The 25,504-nt window shown below is 64.6% G+C and carries 21 protein-coding genes; 14 read left to right on the top strand and 7 right to left on the bottom strand.

All coding sequences use genetic code 11. The annotated features are described in order from the left end of the window. Window positions 1-149: 149 nt before the first annotated feature. Window positions 150-1,268, top strand: coding sequence for a DNA polymerase III subunit beta (gene dnaN, locus TQ38_RS11450; protein ID WP_043972461.1), 1,119 nt, complete (start codon window positions 150-152; stop codon window positions 1,266-1,268). A gap of 86 nt (window positions 1,269-1,354) precedes the next feature. Here dnaN and TQ38_RS11445 read toward each other — a convergent pair whose 3' ends face one another. Together TQ38_RS11445 and TQ38_RS11440 are read right to left on the bottom strand one after the other, a co-directional pair. Next, on the bottom strand, window positions 1,355-1,714 hold the full coding sequence (locus TQ38_RS11445) for a DUF4168 domain-containing protein (RefSeq protein WP_043972463.1): 360 nt from the start codon (window positions 1,712-1,714) through the stop codon (window positions 1,355-1,357). A 207-nt stretch (window positions 1,715-1,921) separates the two neighbouring features. Then, window positions 1,922-3,229, bottom strand: a complete 1,308-nt coding sequence (locus TQ38_RS11440; protein WP_043973380.1) for an FAD-dependent oxidoreductase — start codon at window positions 3,227-3,229, stop codon at window positions 1,922-1,924. A gap of 170 nt (window positions 3,230-3,399) precedes the next feature. Here TQ38_RS11440 and TQ38_RS11435 point away from each other — a divergent pair, with 170 nt between their 5' ends. From TQ38_RS11435 to TQ38_RS11410, 6 genes are all read left to right on the top strand, one after another. Continuing rightward, window positions 3,400-6,138, top strand: a complete 2,739-nt coding sequence (locus TQ38_RS11435; RefSeq protein ID WP_043972466.1) for an EAL domain-containing protein — start codon at window positions 3,400-3,402, stop codon at window positions 6,136-6,138. 70 nt (window positions 6,139-6,208) lie between these two features. Further along, on the top strand, window positions 6,209-8,011 hold the full coding sequence (lepA, locus tag TQ38_RS11430; RefSeq protein ID WP_043972468.1) for a translation elongation factor 4: 1,803 nt from the start codon (window positions 6,209-6,211) through the stop codon (window positions 8,009-8,011). Window positions 8,012-8,230: 219 nt separating this feature from the next. Continuing rightward, the gene (locus TQ38_RS11425) at window positions 8,231-8,788 is read left to right on the top strand and encodes a helix-turn-helix transcriptional regulator (RefSeq protein ID WP_043972470.1); all 558 of its coding nucleotides are present in this window, start codon (window positions 8,231-8,233) and stop codon (window positions 8,786-8,788) included. A gap of 81 nt (window positions 8,789-8,869) precedes the next feature. Beyond that, a complete protein-coding gene (locus tag TQ38_RS11420; protein WP_043972472.1) occupies window positions 8,870-9,208 on the top strand; it encodes a hypothetical protein in 339 nt (112 codons plus the stop codon). A 39-nt stretch (window positions 9,209-9,247) separates the two neighbouring features. Continuing rightward, window positions 9,248-9,775, top strand: a complete 528-nt coding sequence (locus tag TQ38_RS11415; protein WP_052505598.1) for a hypothetical protein — start codon at window positions 9,248-9,250, stop codon at window positions 9,773-9,775. A 107-nt stretch (window positions 9,776-9,882) separates the two neighbouring features. Continuing rightward, complete coding sequence (locus TQ38_RS11410; protein ID WP_240197871.1) at window positions 9,883-10,311, top strand: JAB domain-containing protein; 429 nt, start codon at window positions 9,883-9,885, stop codon at window positions 10,309-10,311. On the opposite strand, the gene TQ38_RS11405 is transcribed toward TQ38_RS11410, so the two are convergent. Continuing rightward, window positions 10,308-12,341 (bottom strand): TonB-dependent siderophore receptor, encoded by a 2,034-nt coding sequence (locus TQ38_RS11405; protein ID WP_043972477.1) that lies wholly within the window; start codon window positions 12,339-12,341, stop codon window positions 10,308-10,310. The genes TQ38_RS11410 and TQ38_RS11405 overlap by 4 nt on opposite strands. A gap of 85 nt (window positions 12,342-12,426) precedes the next feature. On the opposite strand from TQ38_RS11405, the gene TQ38_RS11400 reads away from it, so the two are divergent. The 3 genes from TQ38_RS11400 (at window position 12,427) to TQ38_RS11390 (ending at window position 15,774) form a co-directional block, all read left to right on the top strand. Continuing rightward, a complete protein-coding gene (locus TQ38_RS11400) occupies window positions 12,427-12,972 on the top strand; it encodes a hypothetical protein (protein ID WP_082057574.1) in 546 nt (181 codons plus the stop codon). A gap of 10 nt (window positions 12,973-12,982) precedes the next feature. Then, window positions 12,983-13,942, top strand: a complete 960-nt coding sequence (locus TQ38_RS11395) for a cytochrome-c peroxidase (protein WP_052505599.1) — start codon at window positions 12,983-12,985, stop codon at window positions 13,940-13,942. 197 nt (window positions 13,943-14,139) lie between these two features. After that, entirely contained in the window at window positions 14,140-15,774 is a 1,635-nt protein-coding gene (locus tag TQ38_RS11390; protein WP_043972479.1) for an alpha-D-glucose phosphate-specific phosphoglucomutase, read from the top strand. Here TQ38_RS11390 and malQ read toward each other — a convergent pair. Continuing rightward, window positions 15,767-17,779, bottom strand: a complete 2,013-nt coding sequence (gene malQ / locus TQ38_RS11385; protein WP_043972480.1) for a 4-alpha-glucanotransferase — start codon at window positions 17,777-17,779, stop codon at window positions 15,767-15,769. The two genes, TQ38_RS11390 and malQ, sit on opposite strands and share 8 nt — an antisense overlap. A 223-nt stretch (window positions 17,780-18,002) precedes the next feature. Here malQ and TQ38_RS11380 point away from each other — a divergent pair, with 223 nt between their 5' ends. Then, window positions 18,003-18,845 carry an arylamine N-acetyltransferase gene (locus tag TQ38_RS11380; RefSeq protein WP_043972481.1) on the top strand — a complete coding sequence of 281 codons (843 nt, stop codon included), beginning with the start codon at window positions 18,003-18,005 and terminating at the stop codon, window positions 18,843-18,845. A 17-nt stretch (window positions 18,846-18,862) separates the two neighbouring features. On the opposite strand, the gene moaB is transcribed toward TQ38_RS11380, so the two are convergent. The 3 genes from moaB to TQ38_RS11365 form a co-directional block, all read right to left on the bottom strand. Next, on the bottom strand, window positions 18,863-19,393 hold the full coding sequence (gene moaB / locus TQ38_RS11375; protein ID WP_043973391.1) for a molybdenum cofactor biosynthesis protein B: 531 nt from the start codon (window positions 19,391-19,393) through the stop codon (window positions 18,863-18,865). Beyond that, complete coding sequence (locus TQ38_RS11370; protein ID WP_205316111.1) at window positions 19,383-21,155, bottom strand: lytic transglycosylase domain-containing protein; 1,773 nt, start codon at window positions 21,153-21,155, stop codon at window positions 19,383-19,385. The genes moaB and TQ38_RS11370 overlap by 11 nt, the downstream gene beginning before the upstream one ends. Window positions 21,156-21,232: 77 nt before the next feature. Then, on the bottom strand, window positions 21,233-21,991 hold the full coding sequence (locus TQ38_RS11365; RefSeq protein ID WP_043972486.1) for a uracil-DNA glycosylase family protein: 759 nt from the start codon (window positions 21,989-21,991) through the stop codon (window positions 21,233-21,235). A gap of 129 nt (window positions 21,992-22,120) precedes the next feature. Between TQ38_RS11365 and TQ38_RS11360 the strand changes: the two genes are divergently transcribed. The 3 genes from TQ38_RS11360 (at window position 22,121) to TQ38_RS11350 (ending at window position 25,421) form a co-directional block, all read left to right on the top strand. Then, on the top strand, window positions 22,121-23,767 hold the full coding sequence (locus TQ38_RS11360) for an electron transfer flavoprotein-ubiquinone oxidoreductase (protein ID WP_043972489.1): 1,647 nt from the start codon (window positions 22,121-22,123) through the stop codon (window positions 23,765-23,767). Window positions 23,768-23,863: 96 nt separating this feature from the next. Next, entirely contained in the window at window positions 23,864-24,673 is an 810-nt protein-coding gene (locus TQ38_RS11355) for a 4-(cytidine 5'-diphospho)-2-C-methyl-D-erythritol kinase (protein ID WP_043972492.1), read from the top strand. Window positions 24,674-24,701: 28 nt separating this feature from the next. Continuing rightward, on the top strand, window positions 24,702-25,421 hold the full coding sequence (locus tag TQ38_RS11350) for an N-formylglutamate amidohydrolase (protein WP_043972495.1): 720 nt from the start codon (window positions 24,702-24,704) through the stop codon (window positions 25,419-25,421). The last annotated feature ends 83 nt before the right edge of the window (window positions 25,422-25,504 follow it).

Below are 25,504 nucleotides of genomic sequence, written 5' to 3'. Positions count from 1 at the left end.
ACCTGACCTGAACCCCCAAGTTTATCCCCAGATTCGCGGGGTTCCGGCCATATCGCGCTTGCCGCAGCACTAGCGGGCGTTAGAGATAGTCGTCCGATTTTCGGGTTTTTTGCGAACCCTAACCCGACCAAGGGGGACTTTAGGCTGTCATGAAGGCCACCATTGAACGTTCCGCGCTCCTGCGCTGCCTTTCGCACGTGCAGTCCGTCGTCGAACGCCGCAATACCATTCCGATTCTCTCCAACGTCCTGATCGAAGCGTCTGCGGGCGGTTCGCTGCGCGTCATGGCGACCGACCTCGATCTGCAGGTCGTCGAATCGCTCGGCGCGGTTTCGGTCGAGGCTGCCGGTGCGATCACGGTTTCGGCGCACCTGCTGTTCGACATCGCGCGCAAGCTGCCCGAAGGCAGCCAGGTCAGCCTCGATGCTGCGGACAACCGCATGGTCGTGAAGGCCGGGCGCAGCCGCTTCCAGCTGCCCACGCTCCCGCGTGACGATTTCCCGATGATCGCGGAAGGCGAACTGCCGACCAGCTTCGAGATTTCGGCCGCCACGCTGGCGCAGCTGATCGACGCGACCCGCTTCGCGATCTCTACCGAGGAAACCCGGTACTATCTCAACGGCATCTTCTTCCACGTCAGCGACGAGGAACTGAAGGCTGCTGCCACTGATGGTCACCGCCTTGCACGCTTCACCATCGCTCGCCCCGATGGCGCTGAGGGCATGCCCGACGTGATCGTGCCGCGTAAGTGCGTTGGCGAACTGCGCAAGCTGCTTGAAGAAGCGCTCGACACCAACGTGCTGGTCGACCTGTCCGCCAGCAAGGTGCGTTTCACGCTGGGCGGCGAGAACGGCGTGGTGCTGACCAGCAAGCTGATCGACGGCACGTTCCCGGACTACACCCGCGTCATCCCGACCGGGAACGACAAGCTGCTCAAGGTCGATCCCAAGAGCTTCTTCCAGGGCGTGGACCGCGTAGCGACGATCGCCACGGAAAAGACCCGCGCCGTGAAGATGGCGCTCGATACCGACCGCGTAACGCTTTCGGTCACCTCGCCCGACAACGGCACGGCGGCTGAAGAAGTGCCTGCGCAGTATGGTTCGGAAGGCTTCGAGATTGGCTTCAACGCCAATTATCTCAAGGACATCCTGGGCCAGATCGACGGTGACACGGTGGAACTCCACCTTGCAGATGCCGCCGCTCCCACGCTGATCCGCAAGGACGATAAGAGCCCGGCGCTCTACGTCCTGATGCCGATGAGGGTCTAAACGGCCGCAAGGCATGTCTAAATACGAAAAAGGCCGGGGTGAAAGCCCCGGCCTTTTTGTTTGCCGGCTTTACGCGCGGTGCGGGATCAGGGGTTCTTCGCGGCGCCCTGCATCTTGCCGGCCGCAAGCTGGATGCGCTGCATCAGCGCCTGATCGGTGTTGGATGCAGTGGCGATCTCGTTGAACTTTTCGGGCGGCAGGCCCGATTGCTGGACGGCGCCGGCCATCTTCGCCTGCTTGTCAGCGGCGGGGACGGCGGCGTCCTTCTGGATCGACTGAAGGGCCATCACTGCCTTTGTAAACTGATTGACCTCGGTATCGCTGTACTTTGCAGAACTGGCGCTTGGCGCTGCACCCGTAGACGGCTGCTGGGCGATGGCGGGACCGGAGATCGTCGCCATCCCGAAAAGGGCAGCGCCAAGGGCGATGGCTTTGCTGGATTTCATATCGGTTTCTCCTGGAGTTGGCTTGCGCCGCACAACTCCCCAGCAGGCCCGGCCGGGTCAACCGAAGCATTGCTGCACGGTGACTAAACCGGGGTGAACCGAAGTTCCGGGGCGCTATCCAAGCGCATCATGCGATCCGCGAGCGGCGCCGAAGAAGCTGAGAGCGCGAGGGCAATGGCCCTCGCGCCTTCTCCTTTTCAGCCTGCCTCAGACCCGGTGCGAGGCCTCGATCATCGTCTCGACAGCGACGAATTTTTCCCGAGGCGCGCCGCTGCGGGCATTGGCGACTTCGGCTTCGTCGATCTTCTGCCAGTCGGTGAACTTGACCACATCGATCCCGCGTTCCTGCGCCAGCGCGTCGAAGCCGGGACGACCCTGCTTGCCGCTGTCGCCCGCCATGTCGGCGGCGATCTTTTCGACGATGGCGAAGCCGTCGGGGCGGTTGGTGCCGATGGTGCCGGTTGGCCCCCGGCGCGCCCAACCGACGCAGTAAAGACCCGGCGCAATGCGCCCTTCGACATTCGCGAAGCGGCCGCCTTCCTCGTCGAAAGGCACGTCGGGGATCGGCGATGTCTGGTAGCCGATGCAGGCGACCACCAGCCCGGCAGGAATGCGATAAGTCTCCCCGGTGCCGACCGCCTTGCCGCCTTCGAGCCGGGTGCGTTCCACCTCGACGCCTTCTACCCGGGTGTTGCCCAGAATGGCGCGGGGCGCGGCGAAGAAGTCGAATTCGACGGTGACGCCGTCCTTCCCCGGTGCGGACTGTCCAGAAGCGAAACTGCGCAGCAGAGCGACGGCCTTGCGCTGCCCGGTGTCGAGATGGGCGTCTTCGGCCGCGTCAGGCAGGTCTACGGGATCGACTTCGGGATGCGCGCGCGACAGTTTGGCGAACTCGCCCAGTTCCTTGGGCGTCATCGCTACCTGATGCGGCCCGCGCCGGCCAAGGATGACGATCCGCCGCACGGCAGAGCCCTTCAGCGCGGTGAGAGCGTGGGCAACGATGTCCGACTCGGCGAATTCCTCCTCGGACTTGGCGAGGATACGCGCCACGTCGAGCGCGACGTTACCATTGCCCACCACGACCGCGGTGTCGTGGCCAAGCGCGGGATCGAGCTGGGTGAACTGCGGATGCCCATTGTACCAGCCGACGAAAGCGGCCGAGCCGAAAACATTGGCAAGGTCTTCGCCGGGAAGGCCCAGCTTTCGATCATGCGGGGCACCGGTGGCAAGGATCACGGCATCGTAGAGCCCTTGCAGTTCCGCCACCGAAAGGTCGCGGCCCAGCATGACATTGCCGACGAATCGCACGTTCTCGCTCAACGCCGTAGCTTCGTAGCGGCGCGAAACGCTCTTAATCGACTGGTGGTCCGGCGCGACTCCGCTGCGGATCAGGCCGAAGGGGACGGGCAGGGCATCGAATATATCGACCCTCACGTCGCTTCCCCACTGCTTGAGCGCAGCTTCGGCGGTGTAATAGCCTGCAGGACCCGATCCGACGATGGCGATGTGGCGCACGGTCATATCTCCCATGGGGCCGGCTTGATGGTCTGCCGGTCTGAAGCCAAGCAAGCATGGCGGCGAAGCGGGAGCAAGTGAAATGGTTGGGCTTTTCGGCTGGACGGTAGTGGTGATCGGACCGACCACATTTAACCGTTTCGAAATGGGCGCGCGGCCATGGTGCGATCATGACGATTACGGGCTTGCGTGGAAAACGACGGGCGGCACTCTCGGGTGCCGATAGCGGGGCTGTGCCCGATGACCGCGAAGGGGCGCCCGCGCCTGCGACAGTGGCGGAGCCTTCCTCTCCACCGGCGGTAGCTCCGGCTGCATTCGGCGGAATTTCGCGCTTTCGTGCCCGTCCCGATGTCAACGATGTCCTGCATTACTTCACATCATCGCGCTGGGCGTTGATGGGGCCGACGCTGCTGGTCTGCGCCCTGATGATGGGAATCGTCTCGGAGGTGATGCCGGATCTGATCTCGGCACTGTGCATCGCGGCGGCGACGGCGCTGTGCGCGCCGGCATCGCTTTATGCCAGGCTGGAGCGTCGAATCCTGCATGACGGCTGGCAACGCTATCCGCTGATGGCGCTGGCTGTCGTCCTGCCGATGGGATTGTTCGGGTTTGGCGCCGCGCGCTGGACCAACCTTCACTCAGGTCTGGACTGGGATGTGACGGTCAATGTCTACGTCATCGTCGTGCTGATGGCGACGGCATTGCTGGAGAATCGTCTGACATCGATCATCGGCGCGACCATCGGCTTGTGGGGCGGCGGTTCGATCTATGCTGGGTCGCCGGCTTCGTTCGGCCTGCTCGCGGTGGGCGGCACGATCGGCCTGATCCTCGCAGTCAACCAGGCCCGCGTTGCGGCCTCGCAATCACAGGTCCACTCCGAGCGCGAGCGCGAACAGCGCCGCGCCGAGCAATTGCTCCACGAATATGAGCAAACCGGGCAGGGCTGGTTCTGGGAAACCGACCGCCTGGGCAAGATCACGTATGTATCCGAGCGAATCGCCACGTTGCTGGGCAAGGGCGTGGGCGACCTCGAAGGGCGGCCGTTCACCGGCCTGTTCATGCTGGAAGCGCAGGGCCAGCAGAGCGAGCGCACGCTGGTCTTCCACCTCAACACCCGCTCCTCGTTCCAGGACCTGGACGTGCGCGCGGCAAGCGTGGGCGAGGATGAGCGCTGGTGGTCCATTTCCGGGCGGCCGGTGCTCGACCAGTTCAACAATTTCATGGGTTTTCGAGGGTCGGGGACCGATCTCACCGAAAAGCGCCGGTCACAGCAGCATGTGACGCAGTTGGCGCGATTCGATTCGCTGACCAAGTTGGCCAATCGCTTCCAGATGGCCGAGTGGCTGGAGAAGATCCTCACCAGCCCGCGGATCGAGACGCGCGCCTGCGCGGTATTCCTGCTCGACCTCGACCGCTTCAAGCAGGTCAACGACACGATGGGCCATCCGGCGGGCGATTCGCTGCTCAAGCAGGTGGCGGAGCGCCTTGGCGGCACCGTGGGCGACCGGGGGCGTGTGGGCCGTCTGGGCGGCGATGAATTCCAGGTCGTCCTGCACGGCGCCCAGCAGCGCGAGGGCCTTGCCCACCTTGCGCGCCGGATCATCGAGAACATTTCTCAGCCCTATTCCATCGACGGCGCGCGGGTGACCATCGGTGCCTCGGTCGGCATTGCGCTGTGCCCGGATGACGGCACCACTTCCGAAGCGCTGATCCGCAACGCCGACCTTGCGCTCTATGCCGCGAAGGGCAACGGGCGCGGGCGGCATCATTTCTACGACGAGGACCTGCACTCCGACGCGCGTGAACGCCAGCAGCTCGAGGAAGACTTGCGCGACGCGATCGCCAGTGGCTCGCTGGAACTGCATTATCAGCCGCAGGTGCGCACCACGACCGAGCGGATCACCGGTTTCGAGGCGCTGCTGCGCTGGAAGCATCCGGTCCACGGTTACCTTTCGCCCGCCAAGTTCATACCGGTGGCGGAGGAGACCGGCCTCGTTGCGCAGATCGGCGAATGGGCGCTGCGTACCGCTTGCCGCGACCTTGCCGGCTGGCCCGAGGAAGTGCGCGTGGCGGTCAATGTCTCGCCCTTGCAGTTCGCCAATCCGGCGCTGCCCGCTATCGTCACCAGCGCCATCGCTGCTGCGGGAATCAACCCTGCGCGGCTGGAACTGGAGATCACCGAAAGCGTGTTTCTGGGTGAGGACAAGTCGACCGAATCGATGTTCGCCGCGCTCAAGGGAATTGGCGTGCGTCTGGCGCTCGACGATTTCGGGACGGGCTATTCTTCGCTCGGCTATCTGAAAAAGGCGCCGTTCGACAAGATCAAGATCGACCAGAGCTTCGTGCGCGGCGCCACCGTGCCGGGCAGCCGCAACGGTGCGATCATCTCCTCGATCGTCAGCCTGGCCGAGGCGCTGGGCATGGAAACCACCGCCGAGGGCGTCGAGACGCTGGACGAGCTGGATCTGGTGCGTGTGCTGGGGTGCAGCCATGTCCAGGGCTTCATCTATGCCCGCCCGATCACTTGCGAGGCGGCGACGGCGAAACTCTCGGAAAGCCTCGTCGCCGTGGCGCAGGGGCCGCGATCGGCCCGGGCGCCGCGTCAGACGATGCTGCGCAAGGTCATGCTGGAGCATGGATCGCACAACTATCAAGGCACCATCCGCAATATCTCGCTGTCGGGCGCGATGATCGAGGGGCTGTGGAATGTGCCCGAGGGGACGGTTTTCGGCGTCCATCTCTCGGAAGGGTATGTGATGATGGCCAAGGCCCGCTGGTGCAAGGAAGACCGCATCGGCGTGGAGTTCGCGCAGGCGCTGGACGTCGACGGGAACGGCGCGGTGCTGTTCACCCCGGCCCGGCATAGGCGTGAGCGCAGTGAACAGTCGCAGCTTCGCCGCACCGCCTGATTGAGGGCGGTGTGAAAATGACTGAAACGGGCAGGCTGACAGCGCCTCAAAGCACTGCTAACGGCGCATCATGACCGAACTCGCGCAAATCCGAAATTTCAGCATCATTGCCCACATCGATCATGGCAAATCGACGCTCGCCGACCGACTGATCCAGAGCACCGGCGGCCTGACCGAGCGCGAGATGAGCGCCCAGGTGCTCGACAACATGGATATCGAGAAAGAACGCGGTATCACCATCAAGGCGCAGACCGTGCGCCTGAACTATGTGGCCGCGGACGGACTGACGTATGAGCTGAACCTGATGGACACACCAGGCCACGTCGACTTCGCCTATGAAGTCAGTCGCAGCCTGGCCGCCTGCGAGGGCGCGCTGCTGGTGGTCGACGCGGCGCAGGGCGTGGAAGCGCAGACGCTGGCCAACGTCTACCAGTCGATCGAGCACGACCACGAGATCGTGCCCGTCATCAACAAGATCGACCTTCCCGCCGCCGAACCTGAAAAGGTCCGCGCCGAGATCGAGGAAGTGATCGGCATCGATGCGAGCGAGGCCGTGATGGCCAGCGCCAAGTCGGGCATCGGCATTGCCGAAGTGCTGGAAGCGATCGTCAAGAAGATCCCGCCGCCCAAGGGTGATCGTACCAAGCCGCTGAAGGCGATGCTGATCGATTCGTGGTACGATCCGTACCTGGGCGTCGTCATTCTGGTGCGCGTCATCGACGGCGTCATCAAGAAGGGCCTGAACGTCAAGTTCATGCAGGGCTCCACCGAGCACCTGATCGACCGCGTCGGCTGCTTTACGCCCAAGCGCGTCGACCTGCCCGAACTGGGCCCCGGCGAGATCGGGTTCATCACCGCGCAGATCAAGGAAGTCGAGCAGGCCAAGGTCGGTGACACCATCACCACCGTGAAAGGCGGCGCGACGCAGGCCCTGCCGGGCTACAAGGAAGTCCAGCCGGTGGTCTTCTGCGGTCTGTTCCCGGTCGACGCCAACGATTTCGAAAAGCTGCGCGAATCGATCGGCAAGCTGCGCCTCAACGACGCCTCGTTCAGCTTCGAAATGGAATCGAGCGCGGCGCTGGGCTTCGGTTTCCGCTGCGGCTTCCTCGGCCTGCTGCACCTGGAGATCATTCAGGAGCGCCTGAGCCGCGAATACGATCTCGACCTTATCACCACGGCGCCTTCGGTGGTCTACCGCCTGAGCATGACCGACGGCAGCGTGAAGGAACTGCACAATCCCGCCGACATGCCTGATCCCGTGAAGATCGACTTCATGGAGGAACCGTGGATCAAGGCGGTGATCTATACGCCCGACGAGTACCTCGGTTCGATCCTGAAGCTGTGCCAGGATCGGCGCGGTATCCAGAAGGACCTCACTTACGTCGGCGGCCGTGCGCAGGTGACTTACGAACTGCCGCTCAACGAAGTGGTGTTCGATTTCTACGACCGCCTGAAGTCGATCAGCCGCGGCTATGCCAGCTTTGATTACGAGCAGACCGGCCTGCGCGGGGGCGACCTCGTGATGATGAACATCCTCGTCAACAACGAGCCTGTCGATGCGTTGTCGATGATCGTTCACCGTAACCAGGCAGAACCGCGTGGGCGCGGCTTGGTGGAACGGCTCAAGGAATTGATCCCCCGCCACATGTTCAAGGTGCCGATCCAGGCTGCCATCGGCGCCAAGGTGATCGCGCGCGAGACGATCAGTGCGATGCGCAAGGACGTCACGGCCAAGTGCTACGGCGGCGACATCAGCCGCAAGAAGAAGCTCCTCGACAAGCAGAAGGAAGGCAAGAAGCGCATGCGCGAATATGGCAACGTCCAGATTCCGCAGGAAGCTTTCATCGCCGCCCTGCGGATGGGCGAGGAATAGGTTAAACCGGGCGGCACGCCGCCCGGGCCTGTTCCGGATTGTCTTGCCCGTTTTGGGAGGGTTTTACCGTGCCTGAGGGTGCGCGGCGATCCCGCCTTGGCGTTAATGCATGTAATCCCTTGCAATCATGGTGAATTATTGGCTAATCTACCTAATCGTTGCGTAATTCGCGCAATGATGATTTAGTTTGGTGAAGAGGCTGTTGGTCTCTGGCGATATATGGCAGATTTTGGTCAATCAGGTCAGGACGTAAATCGCGAGCAGGTCTCGCCGCTTCTGCTCATCTTTCCCGGATTGACGCCAAAGCAGCACGAAGTGCTTTGCTTCGTCGCCGAAAATCGCACGAGTAAGGAAATCGCCTGGGAACTCGGGATTTCCGAGAGCGCTGTCAATCAGCGGATCGAAGGTGTGCGTACTCGTGCCGGGGCGCTCCCGCGTGCAGAGCTTGCCCGGGCTTACAGGCTTTACCTGCAAGAACTGGAAGCAGCCTGTAATCCGATACCAGATAAGAATACTCAGGTTCCTGGCAGAACCGCGGATGTGGTAGCCGCGGGCCGGGACGAGAATGCCGAACAGTTCGCCTTGGCAGATGCCATGACCTACACCGTGACGGCACCCTGGCAGAGCAGTTCCTTCGACAGGGTCGTCCCGGAAGTACTTGATGGGGCTAACGCCGGGCTTATCCGGACGGCCGCCATGGTTGCCATCGCCGGGGGCATGTTGCTGGTGGCTATGGTCGGTCTTGGGGTAGTGCGCGCGCTTAGCGACCTGATCTGAACGGGCCGAATTTGTTACAGTGTACAGAATTGTTTGCTTATGTTGCGCTGGTCAAGCCGGCATTCCGGCAGGGGAATTTCCATGTCCATGACGATTGCCGTAGCTACCGCCCGTATCTCGCGGCAGTTACCCGAGGCCGAAGTGTCGCTCGATTCCGCGTTGCTTGCCTCGGCGCAGCTCATGGAAACGATACTGCTTACTTCCGGGCAAGAGGGCCAGGAGCCCTATGCCCGCCAGGCCGCGCTGATGCGGCTTGCAAGGGCGCAGTGTCTGCTGATCGAAAGTCAGAACAACATGCTCCGCCTCCACGAGGAAATGCTCGGCATTGGCAAGGAGATCAAGGCGGTGGGCGACGACGATGGAAATTGTCCGAAGCCGACAGGCCTGCTGGAGAGGGCACCGCTGCGCCGGATTGCCTGACTTCGATATATTCGCCGCCGGGATGGCAAGGGCAGTCGTATGACTGAACTATCCTGGTCTTCCATGTTGTGGTCCATCAAGGACGAGGTACAGTTTGCAGCCTATCTCGTGCTCTTCCTCTATTCGATGGTTCGCGGCGCGGCGCCCGAGCGGCTGCTTTCCGGCGTGCTGTTCGCAATGCTCGCGTTCGACAAAGTCCACCATGCCTTGCTGGGCGGGTCGATCCTGTGGCACCATGCCAATGTGGGGCACTTCGTCATCGATCTGCTGGTCATGGCCTGCACGTTCGTCGTCGCGCTCCATGCCAACCGGGTCTATCCGCTATGGGTAGCCGGAGTAGAGATTATCTCGGTATTCGGCCACATCTACCGGCTGGGTCTGGAGGAGATAAACCGGTTCGCCTACGACATGATGGTGGTGATGCCGTCCTACGTCCAACTGGTGGCGATGACTCTGGGGATAGTGTTTCACACGTCGCGGCGCAGGAGGCTGGGCAGCTATCCGTCCTGGCGGCACTCCTGGCGCCCTATGCCGACGGCCGGGGCGAGGATTTCGCCCACCATCTGATCCACCGCTTCGGTTCGCTGCGCACGATCTATTCCGCCTCTACCGAGGCTCTCGTCGACGCGCTCGCCGACGCGGGGGAACGCCGGACCGAAATCGCCGCCGCCATCGTGGGCGCCCGCCGCCTGGCCGAAGCCGCTTCGCGAGAGGCGCTGCTGGGCGTACCCATCGAAACATCCGCGCCGGCCTTTCGCCGCTACCTCGTCAACCGGCTCGGGAGTCGCCGCGAGGAATGTGTGATGGTTCTCTTCTTCACCGACGAAGGGCTGTATATAGCCGAGGACCTTTACGGCGGCGGGCAGCGTTCGGAGATACGCATACCGCTGCGCCGCACCGTGCGCCGCGCCTTCGACCTCGATGCGCGCCGTCTGGTCATCGCGCATAACCACCCCTCAGGCGTACCGCGGGCCAGCGCTGCCGATATCGCCGCGACTAAGCGTTTTCGCGAGGTCGTCGAGGCGCTGGAAATCCGCCTCGACGACCACTGCATCGTCGCCGGCAACTGTGTCGCCAGCATGCATGCGATGGGCCTGCTCTAGTTCTTCAGGCGCAGGCTGACGAACAGCGTCCGGCCGCCCTCGGGATAACCGTCGACGGTGGCGTAGTTCTCGTCGAACAGGTTGCGCCCGCCTACGCCAAGCGTCGCCCAGTCGGTGACGTCGAAGTCGACGCGCAGGTTCGCCAGCGCATAGCTGCCGATCTTGTAGTAGCGCGTGCCGGCGGTGTTGACCGTCCAGCGCTTCGAAGCGACGTCGAGGCTTGGCAGGATGCGCAGCGCTTTGATCGGCGACCATTCGGCCCAGACGAAGCCGGAATGCTCAGGCACGCCGGTAGCATGGAACGCGGGCAGCGAGGGGTCGTCCAGCTTGCGGTGCACCCAGCCATAATTTGCCCCGGCCCGCAGGCCTTCGGCAATCTGCGCGGTCGCCGAGAATTCCGCGCCGTAGTAGTCACCCGATCCCACGTTGCGGCTCTGCGCGGTGGCCTGTCCCTGGAAGATGAAGGGGAACGAGACGATCGCATCGTCGATCTTGGCGTACCAGCCCGATGCCTCGATCCGCAGCGGGCCGAATTGGCGGGCGCCGCCCAGTTCGATCTGGGTCGCGCGTTCGGCGTTGATGTCCGGGTTCGAGGTGGCGCCGCCGAAGCGGGTGCTGAAGCGCTCGAAGATGGTCGGGAAACGCGCGCGCGACGAGACTGCGAGGTGCAGGTTGGTCGCATCGTCAGGCGTCCACAGCAGCTGGCCCTGAGCGTTCCAGGCATCGCCATTACGCAAGTTGTAATAGACGAAGGCCCCGCTGGTGTAATCCTCGGCACGGCGCAGGTCGCGCCAATCGTAGCTCGCACCCACCACCAGTTCGAGCTGGGGGGTCAGCTTGTAGCCGTTCTCGATCGCGGCGCTGTAGGTTTCCTCGATGGTGGTCTGCCACGGCTCAAAGACGCCGCTGGGGAAGCTCTGCTGGATTTCGCGGTGGCGGTCGTTGCGGTAGTGGAACGAGACGCTCAGGCGCTCCGCATCGCTCGGCCGCAGGTCCAGCTGGGCCGAGCCGCCATAGGCGCGGTCGCTGTAGGCGCTGTTGAAGGAACTGCCGCGCGTCTGGGTGGTCAGCGTCTTGTCGTCGAAACTGTCGAGGCTGTTCTTGAAGGTGTTGTAATAGGCGCGCGTGCGCAGCGTGGCGATCTCGCCCAGCTGCGTGGTGGAGAGGAAGTAGACGTTCTGCAGGTTCCAGTACGGCCAGGTCCAGTAACGCAGGCCGGTGCTGTCGGAGACATGCGTTGGCGCCAGTTTCTCGCCTTCCTGGCGGGTGTAGCTGATCGCGTATTCGTCGGTCGCGTTGGGGGTGAAGCCGATCTTGGCATTTACGCGCCAATCCTCTGTGCGTGACAGATCGCGCGCGCCGCCGTCCTCGTTGCGGGTGGGCTTGAAGTCCTTCGACAGGTTCCAGTGATCGGTGAAGTTGCGCGCGTAGCTGGCCTGCGCATACCACATGTCATGCTTGGTGCCGAGCGAGGCGAAGCCGGTATAGCCCGCATAATCCGTGTCGTTGTCGAGGTTGAGGCTGAAGCGCGCCTCGGCATCGTATTCCTTCTGCGGCTTGCGGGTGACAAGGTTCACCGCACCGCCCATCGCGCCGGGGCCGTTGAGCACCGAGACATAGCCCTTGGCGACCTGGATCTCGGCAACATCGGGCGTCAGGAAGCGGCCATAGTCGAGGCGGCCGTCGGCAGGCAGATAGACGCGGATACCGTCGATCGAGAGCGGGACCTGAAAACGGTCGAAACCGCGCACGAAGATCAGGCGCTCGTTACGCGAATTGCCCGAGATGCCGGAAGTGACGCCGGGGATCAGTTTTACGGCTTCGTCCAGCGTATCGCGCGAGAAGTCGTAGATGGCCTCGGCATTGACCGAGGTGCTGCTGATGCCGCTTTCCTCGCTGCGGGGCGCGGTAACGACGATCTGGCCAAGGCCGAAGGTATTGCCGCCATCGTCGGCATCCGCCGCCAAGGCCGGTGCGGAGATGGCACTGGCCAGCGATGCGGCAAGCGCCGCCGTTACCCGATATTTCATGAAAACCCCCTTGAACCGTTGTATAATCCGCGCTTTGAGCGAACCTATATTCGGTCGTATATAAATGATTCATGGAGCCGCAAGCATGATACGAAAGCCCCGGGCGCTTTTTCTCGCAGGTGCAGCAATAATGACGCCCGCTGCTCCGGCGCTTGCTGCGGAAGCAATGGCGGGGCACGAGCACGCGGCCTGCGCGGCGCCTAATGCCGTTCCCGCCGATCTTGCTGGCTGGAGCGCGCCGCATCGCCCGCTCAAGGCGGCGGTGAAACCAGCCGCGTCCGGCAAGGCGCTGCTGGTGATGGGCACCGCTTTTGACGCTACGCTCGCCCCGACGCCCAAGGTCGATTATGTTCTCGAGCCGGGCAAGCCGGGCGGATCGGTCAGCTTCGGCGGCCTGTTCGCATTCGATGTGGCCGAGGCGGGCCGCTACCGCATTGCCCAGAACGGGCGTTCGTGGGTCGATGTGATCGTCGCCGGTAAAGCCTTAGCCTCGGCCGCCCACGGACATGGGCCGGGGTGTTCGGGCATCACCAAGATGGTCGAGTACGATCTGCCCGCTGGCCGCCACCTTTTGCAGATCGCGGCGAACGGCGAAGCGGCGCTGACGGTGATGGTCGCTCCGGTTCGATGAACGCCCTCCGATGAGCCGGGCGGGACGCTGGGCCATCCTGTTCGGCGGCCTTATCCTTGCCGCAGGGGCGGGCATGGCAAAAGACAGGGGCGGTTCGGCTGAGGCGCAGGTCGCGCTGGGGCGGCGACTGTTTCACGACGGGGACCTGTCGGTAAACGGCACGCTTTCGTGCGCCACTTGCCACGACCCGCGCCACAGCTTTGCCGATGGCACACGGGCCCATCCCGGAGCGCATGGGGAGCCGGGGCTGCGCAACGTGCCGTCGCTGGTGAACGTGGGTGCGTTCTCTCCGCTCACCTGGGGCAACGATGCACTGGCCACGCTGGAACTGCAGGCGCTGGTGCCCATCGCGGGCGAGGACCCGGTCGAGATGGGCATGAAGGGGCAGGAGGCGGAACTCGCTCGTCGTTTGTTCGCCGATGGATGTTATCGCAAGCTGTTCAGGGCCGCCTTTCCCAAAGCGCGCGGGCGGATCGACTTCGCCGCCGTTTCCACTGCCCTCGCAGCGTTTCAGCGCACGATCGTCAGTTATGAAACGGCATGGGACCAGGCGACCTCGGGCGGGGCACCGCTGGCTGAGGCGGCGGTCCGGGGCGAGGCTGTGTTCACGGGCGGGGCAGGGTGCGCATCGTGCCATTCGGGCCGTGAATTCACCGACCTAGGCTTTCACCGGCTGGCGGGGGAGCCCGAAGCGCCCCGGAATGGCGACCTGGGCCTTGCCCGTGTCACCGGGCGCAGCGAGGATCGCGGCCGTTTCCGCACGCCTTCGCTGCGTAACGTCGCCTTGACCGGGCCTTATCTCCACGATGGCAGCGCCGATACCATCGCCGACGCCATCGCCCGGCACGGCATCGTGCTGTCCCCCGGCAATGCAACGGATGTCGATGCGTTTCTCGGCGCCTTGACGGACACTGCCGTCACCGCCGACGCCCGTTATGCGCGGCCTGGAAAGACTTGCGAGATTTCCTAGCGTTCACAGCGGTATTACCGTCCGGCGAAATAATTGCAGAGCCATGAGGTGCGAAAATCGCGACAGGTGCAACTTCAGCGCCCGTGCAGCATTGGCAAAAGCAACCATTTGACAATGCGCGCGCTGACACGAAAGTGTCGTCTTGTGCGCACATGTCGTTTCCGGCCCCAGATCATGATCCTATTGGAGATGCCCGCTTGACCCAGATCGTCACTGTTCCGACCACGCCCTTCGACGGGCAGGCGCCCGGCACCTCGGGCCTGCGCAAGAAGGTGAAGGTCTTCCAGCAGCCGGGCTATGCCGAGAATTTCATCCAGTCGGTGTTCGACGTGGTGGAGCGTGCGCCGGGAGCGGTGCTGGTGATCGGCGGCGACGGGCGGTACCACAACCGCACGGTCATCCAGCAGGCGATCCGCATGGCGGCTGCCAACGGCTATGGCCGGGTGCTGGTTGGACAGGGCGGTATCCTTTCGACTCCTGCGGCAAGCCACGTCATCCGCAAGTACAAGGCCAGCGGCGGCCTGATCCTTTCCGCAAGCCATAACCCTGCTGGGCCAGATGAAGATTTCGGCATCAAGTACAACATCGCCAACGGCGGCCCCGCGCCCGAAAGCATTACCGGCGCCATGCTGGAGCGCACCAGGGTGATCGACCGCTGGCTGACGGTGGAGGCGCCCGACGTCGATCTGGACACGCTTGGCGAAACCGCAGTCGGCGGCCTGACGGTGCAGGTCCTCGATCCGGTGGCCGACTATGCCGACCTGATGGAGACGCTGTTCGACTTCGATGCGATCCGCAAGGTCGTCGCCTCGGGCTTCACCATGCGCATGGATTCGATGAGCGCGGTGACCGGGCCCTACGCGGTCGAGATCCTTGAACGCCGCCTGGGCTTCGCTCCGGGCACGGTGGTCAACGCTGTGCCGCTGGAGGACTTCGGCGGGCATCACCCCGATCCGAACCTGATCCACGCCAAGGAACTATACGACCTGATGATGTCGGAGGATGCGCCCGATATCGGCGCGGCCTCGGACGGCGACGGCGACCGCAACCTCATCATCGGCCGCGGGCGCTTCATCACGCCCTCGGATTCGCTGGCGATGCTGGCCGCCAACATCGAGATCGCCCCGGCCTATCGCGGCCGCCTTGCCGGCATTGCCCGCTCGATGCCGACCAGCGCCGCCGCCGACCGCGTGGCCGAGGCGTTGGGCGTGCCCTGCTTCGAGACGCCGACGGGCTGGAAGTTTTTCGGCAACCTGCTCGACGCCGGCAAGGTCACCATCTGCGGCGAGGAAAGTGCCGGCACCGGGTCGGACCACGTGCGTGAGAAGGACGGCCTGTGGGCAGTGCTGCTCTGGCTCAACGTGCTTGCCGTGCGCGGGATCAGCGTGGACGATCTCGCCCGTGAACACTGGGCGCGTTTCGGCCGCAACTACTACGCCCGCCACGACTTCGAAGGCATCGCGACCGAGGGCGCCAACGCGCTGATGGACGGCCTCAAGGCGCAATTGGCGGCGCTGCCGGGCAAGACTTTCGGCCCGCTGACCGTGCAGGTCGCCGACAGCTTTTCCTATACCGACCCCGTCGACGGTTCGGTCAGCGCCAACCAGGGCATCCGCGTGCTGTTCGAGGACGGCAGCCGCATCGTCATGCGTCTCTCGGGCACCGGCACGCAGGGCGCCACCCTTCGCCTCTACCTCGAACGCTACGAGCCCAGTTTCGGTGATCTGGAAGCCGACACCGGAGTGATGCTGGAGGCGCAGATCGCCGCCGCCGAAGCCATTGCCGGGATCATTGCCCACACCGGCCGGACAGCGCCCGACGTCATCACCTGATCTGAACATCCTGCCGAACCGGGTTCTTGCGCGCTTCGTCCAGCGCCTGCACCCGGGCGGCGGTGTCCGGTTCGGCCAGCAGGGTGGACAGGGGTGCATCCAGGCGGTGACGCCAGTTGGGGTGTTCGGTTATCGTGCCGGGCAGGTTGGGCTGCTCGCGCTGTGCCAGCAGGTCTTCGAGAGGAGCTATGGCAAGGCCGCAGGGCGCAGCGCCGATGCGGCGCAGGGCTGCTTTGACAACCGGAGCCGGATCGTTCGGCGCGGGGCGGGGGGCGGCGTCATGGGTCAGGCTGGCCCAGAGCAGGCCCCGGTCCCAGTCGCGGCGTTCTTCCGCCTGTGCGCGGCTGGTGCCCTCCGGGAGACGCCCCAGCTTTTCCGCCCAGTCGAGATCGCGCCCGGTCCACCATCCGGCGACCGTGGCGGTATCGTGGGTTCCGGTCATGGCCACTGCCTGCGCGTCGTAGTCCTGTGTGCCGATGAACCCATCGTCCTCTGCGCGTTCGAACCACAGCACGCGCATGCCCAGCATCCCGCGCCGGGTGATCGCGGGGCCAAAGCCGCCTGGCATTGTGCCGAGGTCCTCGGCCACGATCAGCGCCCCGGCAAGGTGCGCCTCCAGTGCGACAAGGCGGATGAGGTCGTCGAACGGATAGGTCAGGTATGCCCCCGCGCTCGACGGCTGGCCTTCGGGGACTACCCATAGACGGGCGAGGCCGAAAGCATGGTCGATACGTAGCGCACCCGAACTCGCCAGAGCGGCGCGGATCGTGGCGATCCAGGGGGCGTAGCCGCTTCGTGCCAGCCCCCTCGGCGAGAACCCGGTGAGGTTCCAGTTCTGACCATGCGGGCCCAAGGGATCAGGCGGGGCGCCGATGGTCAGCCCTTGCAGCAAGGCGCCGCGCATCGCCCAGGCATCCGCGCCGCCGGTGTGCACTCCCACCGCCAGATCGGCCAGCAGACCCACCGCCATGCCCGATGCGCGTGCCCGTTCCTGGACGCAGGCAAGGCTTTCGCGCGCCAGCCATTGGGTAAAAAGGTGAAACTCGACCTCTTCGGCATTGTTGCGGGCGAAGGCTGTTACCGCGTCGCCTTCGGGATCGTGAAAGGGCGCGGGCCACGCTTGCCAGCCATGCAGGCCCTGCGCGCGAAAGTGCACGTCCAACGCATCGTAGAGCGCTTGCCGCACCAACCCCTCGCCGTGCGGCGCATTGCTGCGGGCGATGCGTTCGCGCGTGGCGGCGTCGACGCGGGCGAACAGGCCGCGCATCTGGGCCAGGCGGCAGGGCAGAGCGGTTTCCCAGTCGATCAGGGCGGCTTCGTCGACTGCTTCCGCCTCGTCCAGCGGCGGCAGGCCGAGCAGTACGGGATCGCCCATGGCAGCGTTGAGATAAAGCCGGCTGGAGGGTGAGTAAGGGCTGAAATCATGCCCGTACCCGGCGAAAAGCGCATGGACCGGGTTGATCGCCACCGCATCCGCGCCGCGCGCGGCAAACGTATCGACGGCTTCGGCAAGCTCGGCGAAAGTGCCGAAGGATTTCGGCGCCGCGCCGCGTAAAGCCGGTATCTGCACCGCCGGTCCCCAGATACGCCCCTTGCCGAGAGCTTCCACTGATGGACATTGGCGCGGAGCGACCGCCAGAGTGAAGGCGTGGCCGTTCACGGTGAGCGCGTGGTAGCCCACCTCGTCCACGGGCGGCAGCACCCAGTTCGACACGTCAAGTTCGCGAACCGTGCCGTCTGCCGCCGTGATCCGGGCTTGGGTGAGGGCGGCGGGCAGCGGCGTGGGCTGGCCTATATCGGTCACGATCATCGCCGGGGGCTGGGCGCGCGCGCTGGAGACCTGGGCCAGGCTGGCCGCGATCTCGATCTCTGTTGCCGCAGGATAGCCGAGCGCCGCTGCAATCGCGGCCAGCGATGCGTCGCTGACGATCTGCGGTGCTCCGTCCACGTTCCACCAGATGCGGACCAGACCGATCGCGTCGGCCAGCGCGTGCAACTGCTGCATCTGTGGCATCGTTCCTTGGGGCCGTAAGGAGCGCCGCCCCGCGCGCTGTGGCGGGAGGCTAGCGCGCCTGCATCGCGGGAGCAATCGGACTTGCTCGCCTTGGACCGCGCCGGCGAGCGTTTGCAGTGCAGACTTTCCCCGGCCGTCCACCGCTTTTCCACCCACCATACCCAATTTGTCCACAGGCTTGCCCACCGTGCAACGGGGCGCTTAACAGGGCGGTATGGACCTCGACCGTTATCTCGACCGCATCGGCTTCGTTGCTCGCCCCTCTGACGAACCAGACGTCATTTCGGCACTGCAATCGGCGCACCGGCTCGCAATCGGGTTCGAGAACCTCGACGTCATGCTTGGCCGGCCGATCCGCATTGATGCGCCAAGTGTGTTCGACAAGATCGTAGTGAATGGGTGTGGAGGCTATTGTTTCGAGCAGAACTGTCTGTTCGGCGATGTCCTGGCGGCGATCGGCGTGGCCAATCGGCCGCTGCTTGCGCGCGTCAGGCTGGGACTTGCGCAGGACGTCATTCCGCCGCGCACGCATGTCTGCCTGCTTGCCACGATTGCGGGGGGAGAGTGGCTGGTCGACGCAGGCTTCGGCGGCAGCGACCTTGCTCCCCTGCCGCTAGAGGACGGGGCGGAGGCGCATACGGCGGATGGTGCCCGCCATCGCCTGCGCCGCGCCGGGGCGCGGGGCAGCCTTGAGGGCGAGTGGCTTCTGGAGCGTGCCGGGCCGGTTTCCGCGACCGACGGCCGCGCCGCCGCGCATGGCGACTGGCAGGCGCAATACACCTTCGATCTGGCGCAGGTCGTGCCCGGTGATCTGGAGCAGGCCAATCACTGGACCTCGACCCGGCCCGACACGCGCTTCACCAGCCTGCACGTCGCAAGCATTCCGCTGGTCGGGGGTTTCGCCTCGATGGTCGATCGCGATCTGACTGTGCACGGCGCGAACGGCACCGAACGGCGCATGATCGCCGATGCGGCGGACTACGCCCGCACCTTGCGCGAGGTATTCAGGATCGCGATGACCGAGCAGGAAGCCGCACGGTTGCCGCTGCTGCGCTGACGATTACGGGTATTACCCTAAGCCTCCAGCAGGCGGGGCATCAGTTCGACGAAGTTGCAGGGGCGGTTTCGGCTGTCGAGCTGCTCGGCCAGGATGCCGTCCCAACCGTCCTTCACCGCGCCGTTCGAACCGGGCAATGCGAAGATGTACGTGCCCCGCGCGACCACGGCCATGGCCCGGCTCTGCACCGTGGACGTGCCGATGGTCTGGTAGGACAGCCAGCGGAACAGTTCTCCAAAGCCGGGGATTTCCCGTGCGCCCGTTACCCTGCCCAGTGCTTCGGGGGTGACGTCGCGGCCGGTCAGGCCGGTGCCGCCGGTGGAGACTATCGCGTCCACTTCGGGATCGTCGATCCAGCTTTCGAGCAGCGCCGCGATCGCGGCTGCGTCATCTCGCTCGATCGTGCGGCGCGCCAGCGTATGCCCGGCGTCTGCGATGCGCTGGGCGAGGATATCGCCTGAGGTGTCGTTTTGCGCAGTGCGGGTGTCGGAGACGGTCAGCAGGGCGATGTTGATGGGCTGGAAAGTGCGGCTCGGATCAACGGCCACGAACGATCGCTCCATTCGCGTTCATCCGCACGCCCTGCGATCCCGACAGGCCGGGGAAGGTTGGCCATTCGCCCTGCGCCAGTTCCATGCGGCTTTCCGATGCACCGCCGGCCTGGCGTTCGTACATCCAGTAGTTGCGCATGACGATGTTCACGTAGCCGCGCGTTTCCCAATAGGGCAGCGATTCGATCCACAGCAGCGGGTCGCCCTGGCAGTTCACGTCGGTGTTCCAGCGGCCCACCGGCAGCAGGCCGGCGTTATAGGCAGCCATGACCTTGGGCAGCAGGCCCTGCGTGGCGGAATTGTTCTGCAGCATCTGCAGGTGGCGCTGACCGAAGGCGAGGTTTACCTCCGGCTTGTTGAGATCGGAGGCATTGCCTGCCACGCCCAGCGACGAGGCGTGGTCCTGCGCGGCTGCGGGCATGATCTGCATCAGTCCGCGTGCGCCGGCCGGGCTGACGACACCGGCGCGGAACACCGATTCCTGCAAAGTATGCGCAAAGACCAGCGCGGGGTCGACTTTCCAGCCGCCCACCGGGGTCCACTTAGGCGTGGGGAAGCGCGTCGCCGGTTCGGGTTTGCCGCCGTAGGGGGCGTTATAGGCCATCCACAACTGGGTGCCGGGCAGACCAAGATCGCGGGCGAGGCGGGTCAGCGGCGCATATTGCGAGGCATCGCCGATGCGCGCCTGATGGCGCAGCACTTCATCGGCGAGGCCATCCTTGCCGATTTCGGCCAGTTCTACAGCGGCGCGCACATTGGGGTTGGCGCGTAGCTGCTGCCAGTCGGCCTGGGTGAAGTCGGCGGCGGAATGCTGTTCCGACAGCTTCAGTCCAAGCTGTTCGGACGCGAGCATTCCGTAAAGCGTTTCGTCGCGGGCGGCAGCCAGGCGTAGTAAGGCGGCTGCCTGCTCGGGCTTGCGGCAGCGCACCAGCGAGCGGCTTTTCCAGTAATGCGAGGCGCTGGTCAGCTCGGCGTTCTCGGAGGACTGGGCGGCCTTGCCGAAGGCATCGGCGGCGCCGTCGCAGTCACCCAGGCGCCAAGCAGCGAGCCCGGCAGTCCACCAGGCTTCGCCTACCCACGGCCCGGTGCCGAGCGCGGCAAGCTGGGCCATCTGGTAAGCGTTGGCATCCTGGTTCTCGATATAGAAGCTCCAGGCTACCTTCTGGCGCCATTCGGCCTGCGTCGAGGGGCTGAGATTCGCATCGATGCCGTCAAGCAGCAGGCGCGCGCCCATCGGATCGTCGTTCTTGATGCGCTCGAGAATGCCGTTCGAGATCGAGCCGGGCATCGTGCCGTCCTCGATCGAGGCGGGACGCACCCGCTTGGACATCGAGGGCAGGCGCGCAAAAGTCTGTTCGCTGGGCAGGCTAGGGACGGTTTCGGCGCCGCGCTTCAGCGCAAGGCGGCTGATCTGGTCCGCGCCGGGCAACTGCGCGCCTTGCGAAAGCCAGCCCTGGAGTTCGGCCAGTTCGATCTTGGGCGAACCGGCGGCCAGATAATATTCGGCGCGGGCCTGCTGGTGCAGCGGGCCGTCCGCACGTTCGGCGAGCATGCGCTGGACGGCCTGCCAGTCCTTGGCGTCGATCGCGTCGAAGACCAGCTTGTAATACGTGCGGTCGTCCTGGCTAAGCAGCGAAGGGACGGCGGTACGGTCTGCGCGGGTGCGGAAATAATCAACCGCAGCGCTGTTCGCGAAGGCCGGAACGGCCGAAATGCATGCGGCGAGGGTAAACCCCGCCAACAGACCGACCTTGGTAATTCGTTTCAAGTCTTTATTCCCCGCGATCCTGTACGACGCCCCGATTGCCTAGCCCATCTGCCTTTCGGGGACCGCGATCAGGCGGCGGTCCACTCCAGCCAGGCCTTCCACAGTACCGGCTTTGCGCGCGGTTGTCCGAGCAGCGCAGTCAGGGCCCATGAGGCAAGCAGGGGTATCGATGCCCCTTCATGGTTGAAACTTCGTAAAACGGCAGGACCTTGCGGCGATTCGTGGCCGATTAGCGACAGGGCGTTGCCGCCGAGCACGATAAGCCGTTTCGGCGCCACCAGACTCACGTGATGCGCAAGTACTTGGCCCAGGCCGCGTTCCTGCAATGCGGGCCAATCCGGGCCCGGCGTATGGCGGGGCAGGGCGCTGGCCAGATAGACGCCTTCGCGCTGTGTGCCGAAGGCGGACAGGATCGCGTCGAGCAGCTTTCCCTGCGGACCGGAAAGCAGGGCCTCGCGGTCTTCCGCCTCGGGTTCCTCGACCACGATCATAAGATCGGCGCCTGCCGGTCCCTGCGGCGCGATACGGGTGGAAAGCTCGCCGCCGCACAGCAGCGGCTCGTTCAGCCACCAGGGTGTGAACGCGGCAAGGTCGGCGGGAAGGCTGGCCGGATCGAGGCGGGCAGGGGGCGGGGCTGCGTCCACGTCGGCAGCTGGCGCGCGCACGGGGCGGCGCTCCTCAGCCGGATTCGCGCCGCCTTCCGGTTCGGGCGGAGCGAGCCACGCGGTAGGCTCGTCAACGAAGTCCAGGTCGACGCCGGCGTCGCGCCACCAGTCGAGCGCACCTGTGATATCGTCTAGAAATGCAGGATTTGGAGGTTGATCCATCGCACAGGGTCTTGACCTGCCGCGCGGGAGCAATCAAGGCTCAAGACGATTTAATCGCTCGACTAAGTCGCAAAAAAGGCGATTGGGCCAAAAAGCGATGAGCAAAAAACGAATTTGGACGGGGCTTCCATGATTGAACGCGAAGAGATGCCTTATGACGTCGTCGTCGTTGGCGGTGGACCTGCCGGTCTGGCCACGGCGATCCGGCTCAAGCAGGTCGACCCCGAACTGCAGGTCTGCGTGCTGGAAAAGGGCTCCGAAATCGGCGCCCACATCCTGTCCGGCGCCACCATCGACCCCAAGGCGCTCGACGAACTCCTGCCGACCTGGCGCGAGGATGGCTGCCCGCTCGCGGAAACGCCGGTGACCGATAACTGGCACTGGCACATGACGAAGAAAGGCAAGTTCTCCCTTCCGCATGCGATCCAGCCGCCTTTCATGTCGAACAAGGGCAATTACACCGGCTCGCTGGGCAACTTGTGCCGCTGGCTGGCGGAGCAGGCCGAAGCGCTCGAAATCGAGATCTTCCCCGGCTTCCCGGCCGCCGAGATTATCTATGGCGATAACGGCGCCGTGCTGGGCGTGCAGACCGGCGACATGGGCGTCGACCGCGAAGGCAACCAGAAGGGCGACTTCCAGGCAGGCATGAACCTGCTGGGCAAGTACACCGTGTTCTGCGAAGGCGCGCGTGGGCACCTGACCAAGCGCCTCAAGGCAAAGTTCGACCTTGAAGCGAACTGCGAGCCGCAGATCTATGGCCTCGGCATCAAGGAACTCTGGGATATCCCGGCGGACAAGCACGTCCCCGGCCGCGTGATCCACACGCAGGGCTGGCCGATGAGCGAGAGCGACAGCTGGGGCGGCGGTTTCCTTTACCATCAGGCCAACAACCAGGTGGCCCTGGGTTTCGTGACGGCGCTCGATTACAAGAACCCCTACGTCTACCCGTTCGAGGAATTCCAGCGCTGGAAGCAGCACCCGGAAATCCGCGCGATCCTCGAGGGCGGCAAACGCGTGGCTTACGGCGCGCGCGTCATCAACGAGGGCGGCTGGCAGTCGGTCCCGCAACTGGCGTTCCCTGGCGGCGTGCTGGCGGGCTGCTCGGCAGGCTTCGTCAACGTGCCGCGCATCAAGGGCACCCACACCGCGATGAAAAGCGGCATGCTGGCGGCGGAATCGATCGCGGCGGCCATCAAGGCCGGACGCGAGGCCGACACGCTTCAGGACTATGACGACGCGGTGCGCTCCAGCTGGATCGCCAAGGAACTCAAGCTCGTGCAGAACGCCGAGCCGATGGTCGCCAAGTGGGGCACCGAGCTGGGCACAGTCCTGGCCGGTGCCGACATGTGGCTGCGCACATTGTTCGGCTTCGGTGTCGCCAAGCCGATGAAGCACCACACCGACGCCAGCGAAACGCAGCGCGCGGACCTCTACAAGCCGATCGCCTACCCCAAGCCCGACGGTGTCATCAGCTTCGACCGGCTGACCAGCGTGTCCTATTCGTTCACCAACCATGAGGAAGACCAGCCGGTCCACCTCAAGCTCAAAGACCCTGCGATCCCGACCGAGATCAACCTGCCGGTCTATGCAGGTCCTGAGGCGCGGTATTGCCCGGCAGGCGTCTATGAGTTCGTCGATGCCGGGGCAGGGCCGAAGCTGCAGATCAACGCGCAGAACTGCGTCCATTGCAAGACCTGCGACATCAAGGATCCCACCCAGAACATCGAATGGGTGACGCCGGAAGGCGGCGGCGGCCCCAACTACCCGAACATGTGATCCGTCAAAGGGGAGGCCTGGCCTCCCCTTTGTTGTCTGGGGCGGCGGCCAAGGCCTGCCTTGCCTCACCCGCCCCGCCGCGCCATGGGTGCTGGGATGCTGACCGAAACCGCCTACGCCAAGATCAACCTAGCGCTGCACGTTCGCTGCCGGCGCGAGGACGGCTATCACGAGCTGGAAACCCTGTTCGCTTTCGTCGACGATGGCGACCGGCTTTCCGCCTCTCCGGCTCAAGCTGACACCCTGACCACCCACGGCGAATTTGCGGGCGGCATCGAAGACCCATTCGGCAACATCGTCGCCAAGGCGCTGTCGGCGCTCCCGCATGGAAAGGGCTGGGCGGTCGAGCTCGAAAAGCGCCTTCCCGTCGCGGCAGGTCTTGGCGGGGGGTCGGCGGATGCGGGTGCGGTGTTCCGCATGGTCGAACGCGCTCACGGCTTCCCCGACGACTGGCAGGCGCGCGCCGCCAAACTCGGCGCCGATGTGCCGGCCTGCGTGCTATCGACCACCTGCATCGGCACCGGCACCGGCACGGACCTCATACCCGTCGACAACGATCTTGCCGGCGCCCCGGTACTGCTGGTGAACCCGCGCGTGGCCTTGACCACCGGGCCGGTGTTCAAGGCCTGGGACGGCCTGGATCGCGGCGCCATGCCGGGGGGTTCCGTGCGCACGGTCGCGCTGGAGGGCCGCAACGATCTCGAAGCCCCCGCCATCGCAATCTGCCCCGTCATCGCCGACGTACTGGCAGCCTTGAGCGGCACCGATCCGTTTCTTGCGCGGATGTCCGGTTCGGGCGCAACGTGCTTCGCGCTTTATGAAAACGAGGCGCGGTTGCAGGTGGCAGCGGAAAAGCTTGCGAAATCGCATCCCGGCTGGTGGCAAATGGCGGGGAAATTGAGGTAGGGTTTACGCCCCGGCTCAGGAGGTTAGTTTGGAATCAGATTTTCACCGTCTGCTCGGCACGCCGCAAGCCGGAGGAATACTGATCGTTTCCGACCATGCTTCCAACCGCGTGCCGGAGGATATCGACCTCGGCATCGACCCGGCGCTCCTCCAGCTTCACATCGCCATCGACATCGGCGTCGGCGCCATTGCCGAGCAGATGGTCAGCCCCGGTACGGCCGCATGGCTGGGCAATGTCAGCCGCCTCGTGTGCGATTACAACCGCAAGCACGACGTTCCCGGCATGATGCCCGAAATCAGCGATGGCCACGTCATCCCCGGCAACGTCCTGACGCCGCAGCAGCGCAGCGCCCGTGTCACGCGCTTCTTCGAACCCTACCACTCCGGGTTGGCCGCACTGCTGCACGAAACCCCGCCAGCGCTTATCCTGTCGCTGCACAGCTTCACCCCCGGCCTGGCGACCTGCGACAAGCCGCGTCCCTGGCAGATCGGCATCCTCTACAATGAGGACGAGCGCGCGGCCCGCATTGCCATTCCGTGGCTGGAGGCGCAGGGCCTCGTAGTCGGAGATCAGGAGCCGTACTCGGGCAAACTTCTCAATGCCTCGATGAACCGCCATGCCGAGCCGAATGGACTGCCGTACCTCAGCATCGAGATCCGTCAGGACCTGATCGCCGACACCGCAGGGCAGGCCGAGTGGGCACAAGTCATGACTGCCTTGAGCGCAGAGGTCGTCAGCCGACTTTAGCCCGAGCCATCCTCGATCCGCGCCGGTATGACGAAAATGTGCTATCATCCTGCCAGCGCCGAAACCTTCGCATTACGCCGCGA

The sequence above is a fragment of the Novosphingobium sp. P6W genome, from assembly GCF_000876675.2.
Taxonomy (GTDB): domain Bacteria; phylum Pseudomonadota; class Alphaproteobacteria; order Sphingomonadales; family Sphingomonadaceae; genus Novosphingobium.
Note: the sequence above shows the minus strand (reverse complement) of the source record. Positions and strands in the feature narration are given on the sequence as shown.